This window comes from Sphingopyxis sp. Soil_C_28, from assembly GCF_057657055.1.
In genome coordinates, this window is record NZ_JBDGJE010000003.1 from 154,602 (window position 1) to 170,989 (window position 16,388).

Below are 16,388 nucleotides of genomic sequence, written 5' to 3' on the forward strand. Positions count from 1 at the left end.
GTATCATAATACCTGTCAGCAAAGCCGCGATATGCTTGACTTTCCGCTCGGTTGACGCCATTGGCCCGCTCCGAAGCGCCGCTGCGTCCCATCAGGATCAGGCGGCGCGGTTTGTTTCGGGCGGCGGTATGGCTGTCGTCCTGGTTCCTATCTGTCAAGGAGGTCGCCATGATGAAGGCGCTGACCAAGACGACTGTATCGGCGAACGCCGCAACGGTCGAAAAGAAATGGGTGCTGATCGACGCCGAGGGTCTCGTTGTGGGCCGCGTTGCATCGATCATCGCCAGCATCCTGCGTGGCAAGCACAAGCCGAGCTTTACCCCCCATGTCGATTGCGGTGACAATGTCATCGTCATCAACGCGGAGAAGGTGGCGTTCACGGGCAAGAAGCTTCAGGACAAGCGTTACTACAAGCACACCGGTTATGCCGGCGGCATCAAGGAAACGAGCCCCGCGAAGATCCTCGAAGGCCGCTTCCCCGAGCGCGTGCTCGAAAAGGCCATCGAACGCATGATCCCGCGCGGCCCGCTCGGTCGCCAGCAGATGCGCAACCTGCGCGTCTTCGCCGGATCGGAACATCCGCATGAAGGGCAGAGCCCCGAAGTGATCGACGTCGCGTCGATGAACCGCAAGAACAAGGTGGGTGCATAATGGCTGAAGAGCAGACCATGACCGATCTCAAGGATCTCGCCGGCGCCGTCGAAGGCACTGTCGCAGCTCCGGTCTCGACCACGCCGCTGCGTGAAAAGATCGTCGACAAGCAGGGCCGCGCCTATGCGACCGGCCGCCGTAAGGATGCCGTCGCTCGCGTGTGGCTGAAGCCCGGCACTGGCAAGATCACCATCAATGGCCGCGACCAGGAAACCTATTTCGCGCGTCCGACGCTGCGTCTCGTTATCAACCAGCCTTTCGGTCTGACCGATCGGGTCGGCAGCTACGATATCGTTGCGACCGTCAAGGGCGGCGGCTTGTCGGGTCAGGCGGGCGCGGTGCTTCACGGTGTCGCGCAGGCGCTGACCCGCTTCGAACCCGCGCTGCGCGGCGTGGTGAAGACGGCCGGCTTCCTGACCCGCGACAGCCGCACGGTCGAGCGTAAGAAGTACGGCAAGGCCAAGGCCCGCCGCAGCTTCCAGTTCTCGAAGCGTTAATCCAGTTTTTCCGTCGACGGACGGAGAAGGGAAGGGCGGTCCGGCAACGGGCCGCCCTTTTTCGTGCGTGTGGCAGCCGCAATTCGGTTCGTCGCAAACCGGTCTTTGATCGGTAACCAAATATTGTGGAAATTTTTCACGCGGTTAAGCTCTCCCCATGTGACGAGTCCACGACCCGGATGAGGCACGCTCTTGCTACGGGGGTAGTATATGAAATCGAATGATAATTCGCGGCGCGTGCGCCGCGGAGGCTTGCTGGCATCGGTATGCGCCGCAGGCTTGCTGCAAGCTGTTCCCGCGATGGCGCAGGATCAGGTCGCGAATGCCGGATATGTGACGAAGACCGACCCGGAGGCCTATAGCCTTGTTTCGGTCGCGCCCGGCCCGCAGATCGAAAAGATCGATCCGGAACCAGAGATTCTCATCGCCAATCCGGGAACGCCGACGACCGCGCGCGATCCGGTCAATATCACCGGAATCGGTCAAATGATCATCGACCAGGGGGGCGGCTTTGTCGGGCTTTGCACCGGCACGCTAATCAATCCGCGCACGGTGATCCTTGCCGCGCACTGCGTGAATACCCGCGCGGCGACCGACTATGGCGCCAATTCGGGAGGCACGGCGATCGGCTTTGGCTTCGAGACGAACACCCGTGCCAACGCCGCCGGCCAGACCGACGAACTGGTGCGCTGGCTGCTCGGCGGCGCGGGTGGTGCCGGCAAATACCAGACGAACACGGCGCAGGCCTTTTTCAACGCCAATTGGGTTGCCTATAACCCGCTCTCGCTGGAGCCCGACGCGAACAGTTTTCTCTATGGCGACGTCGCGATGGCCTCGCTCGATACGCCGGCCGCAAGCATTCCGACTTGGGCGTTGCTTTTCTCGCCGCTGCCCGATCCCGGCGCAATCACCGCGGCGGGTACCGGCTATAACGTCGGGATCGTGGGTTATGGGAATAATGGCACCGGGACGAGCGGTGCGTCGGGCAGCGATTTTCGTCGGCGCTCGGCCGAAAACATTCTCGGGGCGCTCACCGATCTTGAGACGTTCGAAGGCTTCCTGTTCGGCGGCGCGCCGAATGGCCTGAAACAAAACCTCTATTTCATGGACTTCGACGATCCGCGCCGGGGCATGAGCGGGGCGAGTCCCTTCGACTTCAACGCGTTTCGCGACAACGCGCGCGCCAATCCGAACGGCGCATCGCTCGAAGGCATCACGTCGCAGGGCGATTCGGGCGGGCCGCTGATCCTGCAGAATTTCTCGAGGCAGGTTGTGCTTGGCGTGCTGTCGGGCGGCTACACCCGCTTCTTCAACGGCCAGCCGGCGAACGGCTATGGCACCGTTTCCTTCTATCAGCCGGCCTATCTCTATTGGGACTGGATCGCGGCGAACAATCCCTATCATTATGTCTCGGCCAAGGCAGGCAACGGATCGTGGACCGATCCCAATCATTGGCTGTCGACCGTCGATCCGTCGTACATGATCCTGTCGAACGGTCAGCTGGTGAACGGCATCCCGACGCTCACCGGCGAACAGAATACCGGAACGACCGGCGATTTCGGCCAGATCTGTTTCCAGAGCGGCGGGACAAGCGACTGCCTCGATACCAGTACAGGAGTCGAGGTCATCGAAACGCGACCGATCGGCACGTCGGAAGACAGTGCCGGTTCGGCGTCGGCGGACGATATTGCCGCGGCCCGCGAAGGCCTGATCCCCGGCGCACAGCCCGAGGCGCAGGCGGCGGCAACCGTGTTGCCGCCGGCGACGCTGGCGAACGGCCTGCCCGGTGCGAGCAATTTCGTGCCAAACAATGTCGATCCGGTCCGTACCGCGGGCACCGCGCCACGGTATTTCGACGTGACGCTGACCGCGGCGGGGCTGACCACGCTTTCGGCAGCGAATGTCACGGTCGATCGACTGACGATCGGCACCGCAGGCGCCGCGCTCCAGATCGATTCGGGCGCCTCGCTGCGAGCGCTGATCAACACCAATCAGCTCGCGGGCATGGTCACCGTCAACGGGACGCTCAGCTCGGTGGGCGATTACAGCCTGTTCGGCGGCGGCCTGATGGGTTCGGGGCGGATCAATGCGCCGTTCCTGACCAGCGTGGTCGGGCAGATCGCGCCGGGGACGCCGACGACGATCGGTACGCTGACGGTCGGCGGTAATCTCGTCCTCTCGTCGGGGAGCAACCTGTTCATCAACGTCGGTCCCGCCGGAACGTCTGACGTTCTCGCGGTCGTCGCGAACGGCACCTCGACCGGCGCGGCCAACCTTGGCGGTACGGTCAGCTTCGCGCCGGTTGCGGGAACGCAGATCGCAGCCGGGAACCGCTATACCTTCCTCACCGCGGCCGGCGGCGTGACGGGCACGTTCAATTCGGCTTCGTCGATCTCGGCGATCCTGACGCCGAAACTGACCTATGGTCCGAACGCGGTGCAGGTCGAGATACAGGCGGGGCGCTATAGCAATGTCGTCGCGACCAGCTCGCACGTCCAGAATGCCTATGCGCAACTGCTCGACCAATCGCGTGGGACCGCCGCTCTTTCGGGCATCTATGGCCCGCTCGATCTGCAGAATGCGGCGACGATCCAGGCGACGCTCGAAAGCTGGGCGCCGCGCACCGAAACGTTGCGCGGCTCGCTCGCGACGGTCGCGGTCGACAATATGTCGCGCTTCACCCGCGATCGCCTGCTCAGCCTCGACGAAGGCGAGATGGGGGGGACGCTGTCGATGATCGGGCGGCCGGTGCAACTCGCTGCGCTCAACATGACCGCGGTCGGCGCCAATTCGATGGAGGTTCGCAGCGATAGCGACGCGGTGACGGTGCAACAGGGCCGTTTGCCCGACGACACCAGCGCCTTCCTGGCGGGTGGCTATCTCGACGGCGACAGCCGCCCGATGGCGACCAATCCCGCCATTGCCGGTCGCGACCAGTTCGACGGCTTCTACCTCGCTGGCGGCATCGAAAAGGCGCTTGGTGATGGCGGGGTCATCGGCTTCTCGCTCAGCTACACCGACGTAAAGGGTGACACCGCCGTTCCCGGCCAGCAAGCCAGCGGCAATCTTTATCAGGGTACGCTCTATGGCAAGACGGCACTGGCCGGCGGCCTCGAACTGTCGACGCAGATCAGCGCCGGCGTGTTCGATTCCAAGACCAGCCGGATCGTCGATCTGGTCGGTACGCCCTTCACCCTCACGGGCAAGGACGCATCGCTTGTCGTTACTGGCGAAGTCGCTTTGGCCAAGAATTTCGACCTCGGCGCGGTCGAGTTCGGGCCGCGCGTCGCGGCGCGGGCCAGCCACATCGGCTTCTCCAAATATAATGAAACGGGCGGTGGACCCGCGCTGACGGTCGACCGGTCGAGCTTCAACAGCGTACAGGGCCGCGCCGGCCTTGCGCTGTCGGGCAAGCGCGGCAGCGCCTTCCAGCCGCACCTCAGCGCCGACTATGTCCATGAGTTTCAGGACACGCCGGCGTCGTTCGGCGCTACGTTCGTCGGCGGCCCCGGACCGAACGCGATCTTCGGCCTCGCCGGGACCGACAAGGACTGGTTCGAAGTCGGCGGCGGCGTGACGTTCACCACCGGCAATGTCGACCTGTCGATCGGCGCCGACACGACGATCGGACGCAAGGATGTGTCGAACCAGAGCTATCGCGGTTCGGTGACGTTCCATTTCTGATCGAAGCGTATCAAAAAAGGGGAAGGGCGGTCCAGCGACGGGCCGCCCTTTTCTATAGAATGTCGAGGCTTCCCAACGCGAGCGCCTGTCGCGCCGGGCGCTCGGCCATCACTGCGAACATCTCGTCGCCGCGCTCGGTACGCTCGACGCTCATCGACGCGAAGACCGCCATGAAATAGCCGCTCAGGGCGCCGACGCGATAGTCGGTCCATAGCGCGTCGATATCGGGATCGACTCCGCCCGCCTTCAACGCCGCGATCCAGTGATCGAACGCCGGCCGGTCGGCGGCGGCGCGTTCGAACGGGTCGGCGATGCTGGTGCCGATCAGATAGGCCAGATCGGCGGCCCCGCTACCCCGCCCCAGCGTCTGCCAGTCGACGAGCCAGCAGGCTTCGCCGCCCGGTGCGAAGAGGATGTTGTCGATACGAAGATCGCCATGCACGATCGTCCGCGCAGCGGGCTCGCGCGTCAGATAGGCGTCGAGCTTTGCCACAATCCCGGCGCCCAGATCGAGCACGTCGGGCGCCAGCCGCGTCGCATAACGTTCGCGAAACCCGACATAGAGTTGCGGAAACAGCGCGCGGATCAGATCGCCATTGTCGCGCGACAGCCAGGTAAAGTCGGCAAGCCGCGCGTCGTTCCACAAATGCGCGTGGAGCCGCGCGGCCGCCTCGATGCACGGGACGAGCGCCGCGAGACCGAGCCCTGCGAGCTGGTCGCCCTGCCGCGCCGGGGCAAGGTCGGACAGGATCAGGACGAAATCGACATCGTCGTTGGCAATGTCGGCGAAATGGCAGACCGGCGCCGCGACGCCGCTCGCCGCCGCCAGTTCGCGATACCAGCTGACTTCCTTGACATAGGTGCCGGTGAGCTTGGCGATATTGCGGCTGGCTTCGTCGTGGCTTGGGCATTTGGCGATCACACTAGCGGGCGCGTCGACACCCGCGTCCCAATCGAGCGTAAGGCGATAGCTGTCGCACATCTGCCCGGTGCCGACCTTGGCCGAGCCGAACCCCTTCAACTTTCCGGGCTGCCCAAGCGCCGCGCCGAGCCATTGCGGTTCGATCGCTTCGGGCGAGGTCGGGAAGCTCATGCGGCGGGGTCCAGTAGACCCGTGAGCCCCGTCGGCGCGTGCGGGCCGACGAACAATTGTTCGAGGATGCCGATACCGCGATCGCTGCGGTCGCCGTCATTCAGCTCGGCGTGGACGAGCGCCTGCACGTGCATCGCGAGCGGATTGCCCCATCGGCGGTCTGCCTCCGACAGGCTGTCGTGCGCGACCTCCAGCTCGCCATGGTCGAACCCGTGCCCCCAGACAGGGTGCGTGTAACCGAGCCCGCTCATCGCGAACACCGGACCAGCCGGCGACAGCGTCAGCCGCGTGCTGCGATCGAAGTCGGCGGTCAGCTTTGACAGGCGTCGCGTGCCGGCTTCCCATTCGGCGGCGAAAGCGGGATCGGCGTAATGCCGCTCACCGCCATTGTTACCGACGAGCACCGCCCGCCGATTCCAGGGGGCGCCCTCGCCATCGTCGTTGCTGTGGAAGAACAGCGAGCGATCGGCAAAATTGCATGGCGTCCAGAGCCAGAAGAATTGATTGAAATTGCCCTGTGGCGGCGGTTGCGGTTCGGCAGCGCCGACCGGGCGGATGCCCCAGCTGCGGTCCCGCGTGCCCGCCCAGTCGGCGCCGACATCGACACGCTGGCCGTCGACCGACAGCCAGCCCGACCAATGGCCGTTCTGCGTCATGCGCGTATAGTCCATGAACAGGCGCGTGCCGTTGCGGCGGGTAAAGCGCGGCTCCTCGATCGGGAAATGGCGCGCGGTGAAACGCAGCTCGCCGGCGAGCGGGCCGTCGCCCGCGGCGATGCGCAATGTCAGCGTTTCGAGCGGAGCATCGATGGTGATCGCGATCGGTCCCACCGACAGGTCGAGCCGTTCGCCGCCCGATCGACGGCTGGCGCGCAGGTTGTGCTGCACGCCGTCGATCAGCACGCAAAAGGCGGCGTCGACGATACCAAGCTGCGGATAAAAGCCCATCGCTGCGGCGAAGAAGACCGAACCGTCGGGCGAATAGCCGTTGAAGAAATAGCGGTCGTAGAAATTGCGGTCGGTGCCCGCGAACGCAATCGGTTCGGCACTCTGGTGCAGCGGGAAATCGTCGCCCTTGGTCAGCATCGTCTCTCATCCCATTCGCGTTTTTTCTTGCAACGTAACGGGATGCCCGGGCGGGTCAATGGGCGGCGTCAATGCACCGGCGGATCGACCGGTGGTACGGCATCAACGGGGGCAACGGGTTCGCCCGGCGTTCGCGGCGGTAGTGCGTCGGGCGGCACTTCGGCGATTTGCATATCGGGAGTCGGCACAGCTTCGACGTTGCGGACGCGCACCGCGATCTCGCCATCCTTGATCCGCAGCTCGTTAAAGCTCGGCGGGGTCGAACGGATGCGCTGCGACAGCGTGCCCGCACCGATCATGCGGATCGGTCCGGCTTCGGACTGTGCGACGAGGTCGAAGGCGTCGTGAACATGGCCGGTGAGCACCGCCGCCACGCCGCGCACCGCGAGTTCGCGTAGCGCGCGTGCGCCGCCGCGGGTCAGCGCGCGCCCCCGCGTTCCCGCCTCGACCAACGGGTGATGTGCGGTCACGATCGCGGTCGTGCCGCGCGGCAACGCATCGATCGCCGCAAGTGTCTTTGCGAGCGCGGTGCCGGTCACCCAGCCTTTGGACCAGTCGAACCGCCATTGTGCGCGTGCGGTCGTCTTGAGCGGGATCACCGCGAGTCCGGCGAGATCGAGTTCGCGTTCGACCAGCCGTTCGATCCGCCGGATGCGGCGATACGGCCAAAAAAAGCGCGCGAAGGGATTGAAGTAGGGAAGGTCGTGATTGCCGACCTCGACCGTCACCGGAACGTCGAGTGCTTCGATCCAGTCGCACGCGGCGGCGAATTCATGGCTGCGCGCGCGCATCGTGAGGTCGCCAGTAATCAGCACCGCATCGGGCTGTTCGCGGCGCACGCATTCGCGGAACCAGCCGAGCGCGGCTCGATCCTCGAGCCCGAAATGCAGGTCGCTGATATGGAACAGCCGCGTCATGCCGTTGCGATGAAATCGACCGCGCTGGTGCCGAGCGAAAATTTCGCGGGCGAAGCGACCTCTTCCAGTTCGCCGTCGAACTCCAGGCTGATCGGTTTGTCGCTCTCCAGAACCACGGTTACACCGGTCGCGATCGGCTCGCTCGGCCCGTCCCGAAAATCGCCGCCCAACCAGGCGAGGCCGTGACGCAGCACGTCACCGGTGCCTTCGGTCAATATGCCATCGGCGCGGATGCCCCCGGCGGTCGGGGTCAGGATCACGGCGGGATAGGCCTTGCCATCGGCGCCGATGCGGACACCGGGGGCGTTCATCATCTCGTCGAGCGCGTCGGGTGCGGCGCGGCTCGCCTCGATCAATCCGTCCTGCCGCATCGTTTCACGCACCTCGGCCCAGCGCGTCGCAGGGCCGGCGACAATCGTGATGAAGGCGGTTCCGGTATCGGACACGACCGTCGGGATCGGCGTGCGCCGCGACTTGCCCTGCAACGCGTCGGTCAAAATTTCTGCCACCGGCCGGTCGCCGTGCAATGCTTTCGACAACAGGTTGAGCGTCCCGCCGGGCAACGCCAGGATCGCGCCGTCCCATCCCGCCGCTCGCGTCGCCGCGGCGTTGATTGTTCCGTCGCCGGTCCACACGAGCAGCAGATCGATGCCTTGCTGTTTCAGCGTCGCGGCATCGGGAGTGTCGCCGTCGGGCAAGGCAAAGGTCGCCACGAGCGGCGCGCCGTGGGTGCGGCAGATGTCGGCGATCTGTTCGCGGACAGCCTCGTCATGGCTGCCGCTTTGGGTGTTGCAGATCAGGGCGGGGCGGTGGAGGGTGCTGGTCATCGCCCTGTCCTACGCATGAGGACTAAAAAGGTGGCGAAGCCTTGTTCTCCCTTTTCGTCACCCCGACTTGATCCGCGGCTCACAAATGCTCAGCCAGGGAATGCGGGAAAGCGCCGATGGACCCCGGATCGAGTACGGGGTGATGAAACGGGGTGTGGGCTCACCGCGCTGCTTGTTCCTCGCGTCACCGACCTGTAGAGCGCCATAATGACCGCACAGGCTTCCAAAGGACGGCGATTGATCAAGTTTCTGGTTGTTGCGGTTCTGCTGGCGCTGCTGCTCGGAGGCGGCGCGCGGATGATCGTCGCGGGCGGCGCGAAGTCGCTCAACCTCGGCGACCGGTTGCTCGGTGACGGCGACGGCGCGACGCTTCAGGTTGCGGGCGAACCCTATGCGCCGGGTGCGCGTCACAAGCTGAACATATGGGTTCCGACGGGAACGGAAAATTCCGACAAGCTGCCAGTGCTCGTCTTCCTCTATGGCGGCGGATGGTACAGCGGCGCGCGCGACGATTACGGCTTTGCCGGACGCGCCTTTGCCCGGCAGGGTTTCATTGTCGTCATCCCCGATTATCGCATCGTTCCCGACGGGCATTGGCCCGATTTCCTGAACGATAGCGCCGCCGCGGTGGCATGGACTGCAAAGCATATTGGCGATTATGGCGGCGATCCGGGTCGCATCGCGCTGTCCGGTCATTCGGCGGGCGCTTATAATGCGGTGATGCTGGCGCTCGACCCGCAATGGATGAAAGCGGCGGGCAGCGATGCCGCGGTGATCCGCGGGGTCGCGGCGCTGTCGGGGCCTTACGACTTTTATCCATTCGAAAAGGGTGGCCGCGCCGACGTCGCCATGGGCGATATCCGACCGGTCGAACAGACGCAGCCGATTCACTTCGTGCGCGCCGATGCGCCGCCACTATGGCTTGGACATGGCACCGCCGACACGGTGGTGCGGGTGCGCAACAGCGAGCGACTGGCGGCGGCGATTCACAAAGTTGGCGGATCGGCGACGCTGCGCACCTATGACGGCCTCAGCCATAACGACCTCGTCATGGCGCTGACCAAGCCGCTTGCCTACAAAGGTCCGATCCTGCCCGAGGCGACCGATTTCCTGCGCAGCGTCACTGCGCGCCGGGTATCGCCCGCGCCATGACCGTTCTGATCCCGGCGATCGTCCTTGCGGGCAGCCGTCCTGGCCCCGATCCGCTGCTGACTGGCAGCGGGGTATCGACGAAGGCGTTGCTGCCGATCGCGGGGCTGCCGATGCTCGTCCATGTCGTGCAGGCGCTGCGGGCTTCACCCGAAGTGGGCGCGATCACGATCCTGGCGCAAAACAGCGCCGAACTGGCCGCCGAGCCGGGGCTGGCCGGCCTGGCCGACCTGCACTTCGCCGATTCGGGGCAGGGGATCAGCAGCTCGCTCGCCGCCGCGCTGCCGCCGGGCGACGATCCGCTGCTAGTGACCACCGCCGACAATGTTCTGCTCACCCCCGCAATGGTCGCCGAGTTTCTGGGCGCCGCCAAGGATAGCGATGTCGCGGTTGCGATGGTCGAGCGCGGGGTGTTGCTCGCGCGCTATCCGGAATCGAAGCGCACATGGCTGAAATTCCGCGGCGGCTGGTGGTCGGGCGCGAACATGTTTCGCCTGCGCGGACGCCGGGTGCTGCCGTTGCTCGATTTCTGGGGGCGCATCGAACGCGACCGCAAGAAGGGGCTCAAGATTATCGCGGCCTTCGGCCCCGGGCTGCTGGCCGGCGCGCTGCTCCGCCTGTTCACGATCCAGCAGGGCGTCGGGCGCGCGGGACTGCGTTTCGGCCTGAAAGCCAAGGTCGTCCCGATGTCCGACCCTGAGGCCTGCATCGATGCCGACAAGCCCGTCGACATCGAACTGATCGAAGCGATATTTGCCGCGCGGCGGCAAGGCGCTATAGGGCAGCCCCTATGACCATCGACAAAGCCATCATCCTGTCGGCCGGGCAGGGCTCGCGCCTGCTGCCGCTGACCCGCGACATTCCCAAATGCCTGATCGACCTCAACGGCCGGACGCTGATCGGCTGGCAGGTCGCGGCGCTCGCCGCAAACGGGATCAAGGACATCGTCGTCGTAACGGGATTCCGAACCGAACGCGTCGAAGATCATGCACTGCAACTGTATCGCGACACGGGGGTGCGTATCCGTACGCTGTTCAACCCCTTCTTCCAGGTCGCCGACAATCTTGGCACTTGCTGGATCGCGCGCGAAGAGATGGATCGCGATTTCATCATCCTCAACGGCGACACCATCATTTCCGAAGAGATCGTCGCAAAGCTGATTGCGGGCGCGAGCGAACCGATCAACGTCACCGTTGACGTCAAGGCCAACTATGACGACGACGATATGAAGGTGAACCGCGACGCCGATGGTCGCCTTCATCATATCGGCAAGCGGCTGCTGCCCCCCGACACCAACGCCGAATCGATCGGCATGCTGGCATTCGTCGGCGATGGCCCGTCGATCTTTCGCAATCAGGTCGACCAGATGATGCGCACGCCCGAAGGGGTCGAGCGCTGGTATTTGCGCGCAATCGACGTCATCGCCAAGGGCAACCGCGTCGGCACCGTGTCGATCGAGGGGCTGGAATGGCAGGAAGTCGACTTCCCGCAGGATGTCGAAGCCGCCGATGCGCTGACTGCTAAATGGGCCGAAGAAGGCCGCTACGCGAAATAGGGCTTGAGCCAGCCGGTAAGCGCTGCGACCTGCGCATCATCGAGTTTTACGGCTTGCCCAAGGTCGGGTTGCGCGGGCCATCCCCCGTCGGCGACCGTCAGCCCCGCGCCCGAGCGTTCACCCTCATAGCGGGGCAGAACGTGGAAATGGACGTAGGGGTCGACCATCATCAACATCAGATAGTTGATCTTGGAATAGCCCACCGCCCGGCCCAGCGCGGCCTCGATCGCGGCGGTCGCGATCTTGAGTTCGGCGTGCGCTTCGGCGGGCAGGTCGCCGAACGCCGTCGCGTCCGATTTTGCGGCCAACACCAGCGCACCGAGCGTCGGCTGCGCGGGACGCAACAGCACGACCCAATGGTCATATTCGGCGATCAGCGTTGCCGGATAGCCGAATTTTGTGATGGTTTCGTTCATGCCTCTTCCATCCAGCTGACGATCGGGCGGCCCGCGCGCCTCACGGCGTAGGCCTGCACAAGCTGTGCCGCATGGACGACCAGCGAGATGATGGTCCACCACGCAACCGCGATGAGACCGATATCGGGCCGTCCGGCGAGGGTTGCGAAGAACAGGATAGCGAAGTTCGGATTGCGCCGCGCGGTGATCAATCTGAACTGGCTGTCGAACCGCCGCCAGACATGGACGTCCATGCCGAAGTCCTTGATGAACATCCCCTCGATCACGCGCTGGAGGATGTAGCCGACGACGACGGCGATCATTACGAGCAGGAAGGTCTGGTTCGACAGCGCGAGACCCCAGGCGCCCAGCCCGACGCCCCAGAAATACCACCAGAAAGGCGGGTGAATCAGATCGACGCCATGGTCGGCGACATTGCCCCATTTCGACGAGGTGATCGTGCAGCGCGCGAGCTTTCCGTCGACGGTGTCGAGCACCATGAAGATGAAGGCGGCGAGCATGCCGGTCCAATAATGGCCGTAGGCGAACAAATATGTGGCATAGACGCACAGCGTCGCGCCGATCGCGGTGACCATGTTGGGCGTCATGCCGATGCTCGCAGCGCCGCGTGTCAGCCACAGGGCGAGTTCGGGCCACAGATATTTGGTCAGCGCGTCGGTGACGCCCTTGTAGGCTCCGAAATAGCTCTTCCGTTCGATCGCACGCCGTGTGTCCGGTGTCAGTTTCTGGATGAACGGGCACTCGAGCTTGCGCAGCTGGCGGTTATAGATTTGCGGATTGTCGCGATAATCGATGACCGTCAGTTCGCCGCGATGTTGCGTGATATCTTCGGGGCGCATGCCACCGGTAAGATATGCCATCACCAGGTCGGCGCCGTCCATCACCACCGTGCCGGGAAGCGTCAGGATATGGCGCAGCCACACCGGATCGAACACATAGGCGAGATTGACGTAGATTTGCGCGCCCGACGGCGCCGCCGTTTCGGGCAATCCCTCGGCGCGTGCCAGTCGGCGCAGCCGCTCGGCATTGGTCATACCCCAAAGCAGGGTCGGATTTTCGCCGATCGGCGTGAGCGCGGGGCGGGGGGCGGTGTCGGTCATCCGCCGCTCTTATCCTGTACGACGTCCTTTGCAAGGAAGCGCCGGATCGCGTCGGCGCCGCGCTGCGCTGCGCCGGCAGGATCGCCGCCGATCGATTCGGCCAGCCTTTCGCATTGCGCGCCGGCGAAGATCGAATGCCGTCCGGGCGCGGCATCGAGCGCACCGGGCAGGGCGGCAAGGTCTTCGACGACATCGCCGAGCGTCCAGAACAGATAATCGGGATCGCCCTCCCATCGGACGCGATGGGCGTTGAGGAACAGGCAGGCGCGCGGCGTCGCGAGAAATTCGTAAACCTGACTGCTGACATCGCCGAGATAGATATCGGCGCCGCTGGTGTAGCTCATGTCGAACAGGCGATCGGATTTGAGGTCGATCATTATCTTGCCGGGCACCGCCAGCGCGGTCACCGCAGCGCGATCGGCGTCGCTCGCTTCGGCGAACAGGCGAATATGCGGTGCGACCACCAGATTATAACGGTCCTGTGCCGCGAACCAGGCGATGATATCGCGTCCGAAACGGTCCCACGATGATAGTTCGCGCTTGAAATGCGGCGCATAGAGGACCGTGGGTCGGTCATTGGCGAAGAGCGGTTCGCGTGCCGCCTGCAGCCGCGGCATCAGGTCGAGTTTTACATATCCGTTGACCGCATAACGGCCCGGCTCGATCGTTCCGGCGTCGAGCAGCCGCTGCTCGCTCTTTTCGCCCGCGACGAGCACGAAATCGAAATGCCGGTCGCGCGGGTCGAGCATGATCGCGCGGTCGCCGGCGCCGTGCGGCGTGAAGATCAGACGCGTCTTGCGCGGCAGGAAATGCCGGATCGCGGTGGTCGTCCGTTCGGGCACGACGATCGCGTCGAACTGGCGCAGGAACGGCAAGGCGCCGAGCAGGATCGGCAGGCGCGGGTGTCGAAACAGCCCCTTGTCGCGGAGCCAGCGGGCAAAACCCTTTTGACCCAGCAGCGTGATGTGCGGCGCAAAACCCGGATAGGCGAGCGCGACCTGTTCGACCACGCGCAGATGGTCGGCGCTGGCGACCGCGACTTCGACGACTTGCCCTGCTGCCGCCATTTCTGCGGCGATCGGCAGCGCGTGGAAGACATGGTGCGGCTCGCCGATGAACAGGAAAAGGATGCGCATCAGACGGTCTCAATCACGGCAGGATTCTCGAAATCAGCGGCGTGCCAGCCATGTCGCGCGGCCAGCCGAACGAATTTGTCGCCGCGCCCGACCAGCCAGGATTCGTTGGCGAGTGCGAAGGTCGGGGCGTCGCTGGCGTGGTCCGAATAGGCGCGGATGTGGCCGGCCGTTGCCGCGGTGTTGGCGGCGAGCCATTCGGCGACCCGCCGCGCTTTTTCGTCGCCGTAGCAATTGGGTCCGTCGAGGCGCGGTAACCAGTTTCCGGCGGTATCCCTTTGATGGCGCGTGGCGACGATCGCGTCGAAGCCGAGCGCATCGGCAATCGCACCGGCATAGAATTCGGGCGCCGCGGTCGCCATCAGCAGGCGATATCCTTCGGCGCGGTCGCGCGTGATACAGGCGGCGGCGCCCGGCGGAACGTCGCGCGGCACGCGCCAGGCGGCGAAATCGGCGGCGAGCTTTACAGCGCGCGCTGGCGCGATGCGCGCGCCGAGCATCAAGCGGATGGCTGCAGGCTTGAACCGGTCGCGTCCATAAAGACGCAGGGCATAGCCGATCATCAGGGCGGCGAGCCCCGGAAGCAGCAGCAAGCGCCACGGCGCCTCGCGCCGCGCCGCCCACAGCAGGAACAGCGTGAAGGTCGGTTTGCGCAACACGGTGCGGTCGAGATCGTAGATCGCAACGCGGTCGGGTGGGGTCATCTCGATCATGCGTCTTCGGGGCTAAACAGCCGGAGCCGGCGGCCGGTCTTGCCGAGCGAAAGGCGGTCGGCAAGCGGCAAGGCCAAACGCAGCGAAAGCCATATCGAAGCGACCGCGATCAGCGCGAGCAACGGCAGGGACAGTGCGTCGGGCAGGAGGTCGGCGAGTAAGGCCGCCGTCCCGGTCACCAGGGTGATCGCCAATCCGCGGATAGCCACCGCCGGAAATTGCGCGTCGAACGGGTGGAGTTTCTCGACCAACGCGAGTTGAAGTGTCGGGATCGCCGCCATCACGACGAGTCCGATCGCGGTCGCCAGCGTCACCCCGGTCAGCGGATCGAGGTGTCCGACGATCAGCCACCCGGCGCCAATCGCAACACCCACGCCGATGATGCTGGCAGTGAGTTGCTGGCGGAAAGCGGCGACGACTTGCAGCACCGGCGATGAAATGCCGAGCACCGCTTCGGCCGCGCGCGCGAACAGCAGGATGACCAGCGCCGCCTGCGCCGCCTGCGCCTGATGGCCGAACAGCCCGAGCAGCGATGCGCTGCCCGCGGCGAGCACCGCCGCGAGGGGCAGTGCGATCGCCGAGATCAGCCGCGTCGCATAGGCATAGATGTCCGCTACCTGCCGCCGGTCCTCGCGCTCGGCGCTCGCGGCGAGCGGCGCCATCACGTAAGTGAAGGCGATGCGCACGAGCTGGACGACGCTCGACAGTTTGCGCGCGATCGTGAACAGGCCCGCCGCCGCGGCGCCCGCCGCGCCGGGCAGCAACATATTGAGGATCAGCGCGGGCGCATCGCCGAACAGCCGCGAGATGATGTTCGACGGCAGGATCGCGAGGCCCGCCCAGAAGGTGTGGCGCGTCGTTTCGCTCACCCACGGCCCGCGCCATAAATCGGCGAAGCTGTAGTGGCGTGCGAGCAGGCGGACGCTGAGCGCCGCTGTGATCGCAAGCGAGCAAAGATGGGCGATGAACAGACCTTTGAGGCCGAGTCCAACGGCGAAGAACACACCCGCGAACACCAGCCGCAACATTTGTTCCCAGACGATCCGCAGCCGGATTTCGGCGCCGAACACCATGCGCGCGCGCAGCGCCGAGGTTGCGATCTCGACAAAGGCCCACAGCGGCAGCGCCCAGACGAAGATGCGGATCGCGGGAGTGACGAGGTCGCGGTCCTTGTCCGCGACATTGAGCAGCGGGCCGATGTCGGCGGCGAAAAACGCGATCAGCGCCGCGACGATGATGCAGGGGCCGACGCCGAAAATCATCGCGGTGCGCAGCGCCGCCGCAGCCTCTGCCTTGCCCGCCGATTGCGGCACCGTGCGCTGCATCGCGCTCGTCATACCCATGTCGAAGATATTCTCGAGCAGGTTCACCGCGGCCCACAGCACGGCATAAAGGCCATAGCCGGCGAGGCCAAACATCAGGACATAGAGCGGCTGTGCGACGATCTCGACCACCGCGCCGAGGCGCGCCAGCACGGTCGTGCCAAGCCCGCGCGCGACGCTGCGGCTGGTAACGGCGGGTTGGGCGACGTCTTCGCTCATCGTTGCCGCACCTAGCGACTCGTCCGC

General features: G+C 65.0%; 15 protein-coding genes. 6 read left to right on the forward strand and 9 right to left on the reverse strand.

Annotation, left to right across the window (positions count from 1 at the left end; translation table 11 throughout):
* Positions 1–171: 171 nt before the first annotated feature.
* The 3 genes from rplM to AC3A43_RS14210 all read left to right on the forward strand — a co-directional run bounded on the left by rplM (position 172) and on the right by AC3A43_RS14210 (position 4,832).
* Positions 172–651: a 50S ribosomal protein L13 gene (gene rplM, locus AC3A43_RS14200; protein WP_428632629.1), complete on the forward strand. Its 480-nt coding sequence runs from the start codon at positions 172–174 to the stop codon at positions 649–651.
* A gap of 17 nt (positions 652–668) precedes the next feature.
* Complete coding sequence (gene rpsI / locus AC3A43_RS14205) at positions 669–1,148, forward strand: 30S ribosomal protein S9 (RefSeq protein ID WP_487793206.1); 480 nt, start codon at positions 669–671, stop codon at positions 1,146–1,148.
* A gap of 210 nt (positions 1,149–1,358) precedes the next feature.
* On the forward strand, positions 1,359–4,832 hold the full coding sequence (locus AC3A43_RS14210; RefSeq protein WP_487793207.1) for an autotransporter domain-containing protein: 3,474 nt from the start codon (positions 1,359–1,361) through the stop codon (positions 4,830–4,832).
* Positions 4,833–4,884: 52 nt separating this feature from the next.
* Here the strand turns inward: AC3A43_RS14210 and AC3A43_RS14215 are convergent, their stop codons facing one another.
* The 4 genes from AC3A43_RS14215 to AC3A43_RS14230 all read right to left on the reverse strand — a co-directional run bounded on the left by AC3A43_RS14215 (position 4,885) and on the right by AC3A43_RS14230 (position 8,754).
* Positions 4,885–5,925: a phosphotransferase gene (locus AC3A43_RS14215; protein WP_487793208.1), complete on the reverse strand. Its 1,041-nt coding sequence runs from the start codon at positions 5,923–5,925 to the stop codon at positions 4,885–4,887.
* A complete protein-coding gene (locus AC3A43_RS14220; protein WP_487793209.1) occupies positions 5,922–7,010 on the reverse strand; it encodes an Rv3169 family protein in 1,089 nt (362 codons plus the stop codon). The genes AC3A43_RS14215 and AC3A43_RS14220 overlap by 4 nt, the downstream gene beginning before the upstream one ends.
* Before the next feature lie 68 nt (positions 7,011–7,078).
* Positions 7,079–7,927, reverse strand: coding sequence for a metallophosphoesterase family protein (locus AC3A43_RS14225; RefSeq protein WP_487793210.1), 849 nt, complete (start codon positions 7,925–7,927; stop codon positions 7,079–7,081).
* Complete coding sequence (locus AC3A43_RS14230; protein WP_487793211.1) at positions 7,924–8,754, reverse strand: diacylglycerol/lipid kinase family protein; 831 nt, start codon at positions 8,752–8,754, stop codon at positions 7,924–7,926. Before AC3A43_RS14230 ends, AC3A43_RS14225 begins: the two co-directional genes overlap by 4 nt.
* 207 nt (positions 8,755–8,961) lie before the next feature.
* On the opposite strand from AC3A43_RS14230, the gene AC3A43_RS14235 reads away from it, so the two are divergent.
* From AC3A43_RS14235 to AC3A43_RS14245, 3 genes are read left to right on the forward strand one after another with little or no spacing between them, the layout of a single operon-like run.
* Positions 8,962–9,906 carry an alpha/beta hydrolase gene (locus AC3A43_RS14235; RefSeq protein WP_487793212.1) on the forward strand — a complete coding sequence of 315 codons (945 nt, stop codon included), beginning with the start codon at positions 8,962–8,964 and terminating at the stop codon, positions 9,904–9,906.
* Positions 9,903–10,697 (forward strand): nucleotidyltransferase family protein, encoded by a 795-nt coding sequence (locus AC3A43_RS14240; RefSeq protein WP_487793213.1) that lies wholly within the window; start codon positions 9,903–9,905, stop codon positions 10,695–10,697. Before AC3A43_RS14235 ends, AC3A43_RS14240 begins: the two co-directional genes overlap by 4 nt.
* Positions 10,694–11,458 carry a phosphocholine cytidylyltransferase family protein gene (locus AC3A43_RS14245; RefSeq protein ID WP_487793214.1) on the forward strand — a complete coding sequence of 255 codons (765 nt, stop codon included), beginning with the start codon at positions 10,694–10,696 and terminating at the stop codon, positions 11,456–11,458. Before AC3A43_RS14240 ends, AC3A43_RS14245 begins: the two co-directional genes overlap by 4 nt.
* Here AC3A43_RS14245 and AC3A43_RS14250 read toward each other — a convergent pair.
* Genes AC3A43_RS14250 through AC3A43_RS14270 form a run of 5 tightly spaced genes read right to left on the reverse strand, consistent with a single transcriptional unit; the run spans position 11,446 to position 16,361 of the window.
* Positions 11,446–11,874: an HIT family protein gene (locus tag AC3A43_RS14250; RefSeq protein ID WP_487793215.1), complete on the reverse strand. Its 429-nt coding sequence runs from the start codon at positions 11,872–11,874 to the stop codon at positions 11,446–11,448. The two genes, AC3A43_RS14245 and AC3A43_RS14250, sit on opposite strands and share 13 nt — an antisense overlap.
* Positions 11,871–12,974 (reverse strand): CDP-alcohol phosphatidyltransferase family protein, encoded by a 1,104-nt coding sequence (locus AC3A43_RS14255; RefSeq protein WP_487793216.1) that lies wholly within the window; start codon positions 12,972–12,974, stop codon positions 11,871–11,873. The genes AC3A43_RS14250 and AC3A43_RS14255 overlap by 4 nt, the downstream gene beginning before the upstream one ends.
* Positions 12,971–14,110 carry a hypothetical protein gene (locus AC3A43_RS14260; RefSeq protein ID WP_487793217.1) on the reverse strand — a complete coding sequence of 380 codons (1,140 nt, stop codon included), beginning with the start codon at positions 14,108–14,110 and terminating at the stop codon, positions 12,971–12,973. Before AC3A43_RS14260 ends, AC3A43_RS14255 begins: the two co-directional genes overlap by 4 nt.
* Positions 14,110–14,820 (reverse strand): HAD-IB family phosphatase, encoded by a 711-nt coding sequence (locus AC3A43_RS14265; protein WP_487793218.1) that lies wholly within the window; start codon positions 14,818–14,820, stop codon positions 14,110–14,112. The genes AC3A43_RS14260 and AC3A43_RS14265 overlap by 1 nt, the downstream gene beginning before the upstream one ends.
* Positions 14,817–16,361 (reverse strand): lipopolysaccharide biosynthesis protein, encoded by a 1,545-nt coding sequence (locus AC3A43_RS14270; RefSeq protein WP_487793219.1) that lies wholly within the window; start codon positions 16,359–16,361, stop codon positions 14,817–14,819. The genes AC3A43_RS14265 and AC3A43_RS14270 overlap by 4 nt, the downstream gene beginning before the upstream one ends.
* Between the last annotated feature and the right edge of the window lie 27 nt (positions 16,362–16,388).

What these genes read in the sequence shown, in the direction of transcription:
- rplM (WP_428632629.1), top strand. Translation starts at nt 172, where the DNA reads ATGAAGGCGCTGACCAAGACGACTGTATCGGCGAACGCCGCAACGGTC.
- rpsI (WP_487793206.1), top strand. Translation starts at nt 669, where the DNA reads ATGACCGATCTCAAGGATCTCGCCGGCGCCGTCGAAGGCACTGTCGCA.
- AC3A43_RS14210 (WP_487793207.1), top strand. Translation starts at nt 1,359, where the DNA reads ATGAAATCGAATGATAATTCGCGGCGCGTGCGCCGCGGAGGCTTGCTG.
- AC3A43_RS14215 (WP_487793208.1), bottom strand. Translation starts at nt 5,925, where the DNA reads ATGAGCTTCCCGACCTCGCCCGAAGCGATCGAACCGCAATGGCTCGGC.
- AC3A43_RS14220 (WP_487793209.1), bottom strand. Translation starts at nt 7,010, where the DNA reads ATGCTGACCAAGGGCGACGATTTCCCGCTGCACCAGAGTGCCGAACCG.
- AC3A43_RS14225 (WP_487793210.1), bottom strand. Translation starts at nt 7,927, where the DNA reads ATGACGCGGCTGTTCCATATCAGCGACCTGCATTTCGGGCTCGAGGAT.
- AC3A43_RS14230 (WP_487793211.1), bottom strand. Translation starts at nt 8,754, where the DNA reads ATGACCAGCACCCTCCACCGCCCCGCCCTGATCTGCAACACCCAAAGC.
- AC3A43_RS14235 (WP_487793212.1), top strand. Translation starts at nt 8,962, where the DNA reads ATGACCGCACAGGCTTCCAAAGGACGGCGATTGATCAAGTTTCTGGTT.
- AC3A43_RS14240 (WP_487793213.1), top strand. Translation starts at nt 9,903, where the DNA reads ATGACCGTTCTGATCCCGGCGATCGTCCTTGCGGGCAGCCGTCCTGGC.
- AC3A43_RS14245 (WP_487793214.1), top strand. Translation starts at nt 10,694, where the DNA reads ATGACCATCGACAAAGCCATCATCCTGTCGGCCGGGCAGGGCTCGCGC.
- AC3A43_RS14250 (WP_487793215.1), bottom strand. Translation starts at nt 11,874, where the DNA reads ATGAACGAAACCATCACAAAATTCGGCTATCCGGCAACGCTGATCGCC.
- AC3A43_RS14255 (WP_487793216.1), bottom strand. Translation starts at nt 12,974, where the DNA reads ATGACCGACACCGCCCCCCGCCCCGCGCTCACGCCGATCGGCGAAAAT.
- AC3A43_RS14260 (WP_487793217.1), bottom strand. Translation starts at nt 14,110, where the DNA reads ATGCGCATCCTTTTCCTGTTCATCGGCGAGCCGCACCATGTCTTCCAC.
- AC3A43_RS14265 (WP_487793218.1), bottom strand. Translation starts at nt 14,820, where the DNA reads ATGATCGAGATGACCCCACCCGACCGCGTTGCGATCTACGATCTCGAC.
- AC3A43_RS14270 (WP_487793219.1), bottom strand. Translation starts at nt 16,361, where the DNA reads ATGAGCGAAGACGTCGCCCAACCCGCCGTTACCAGCCGCAGCGTCGCG.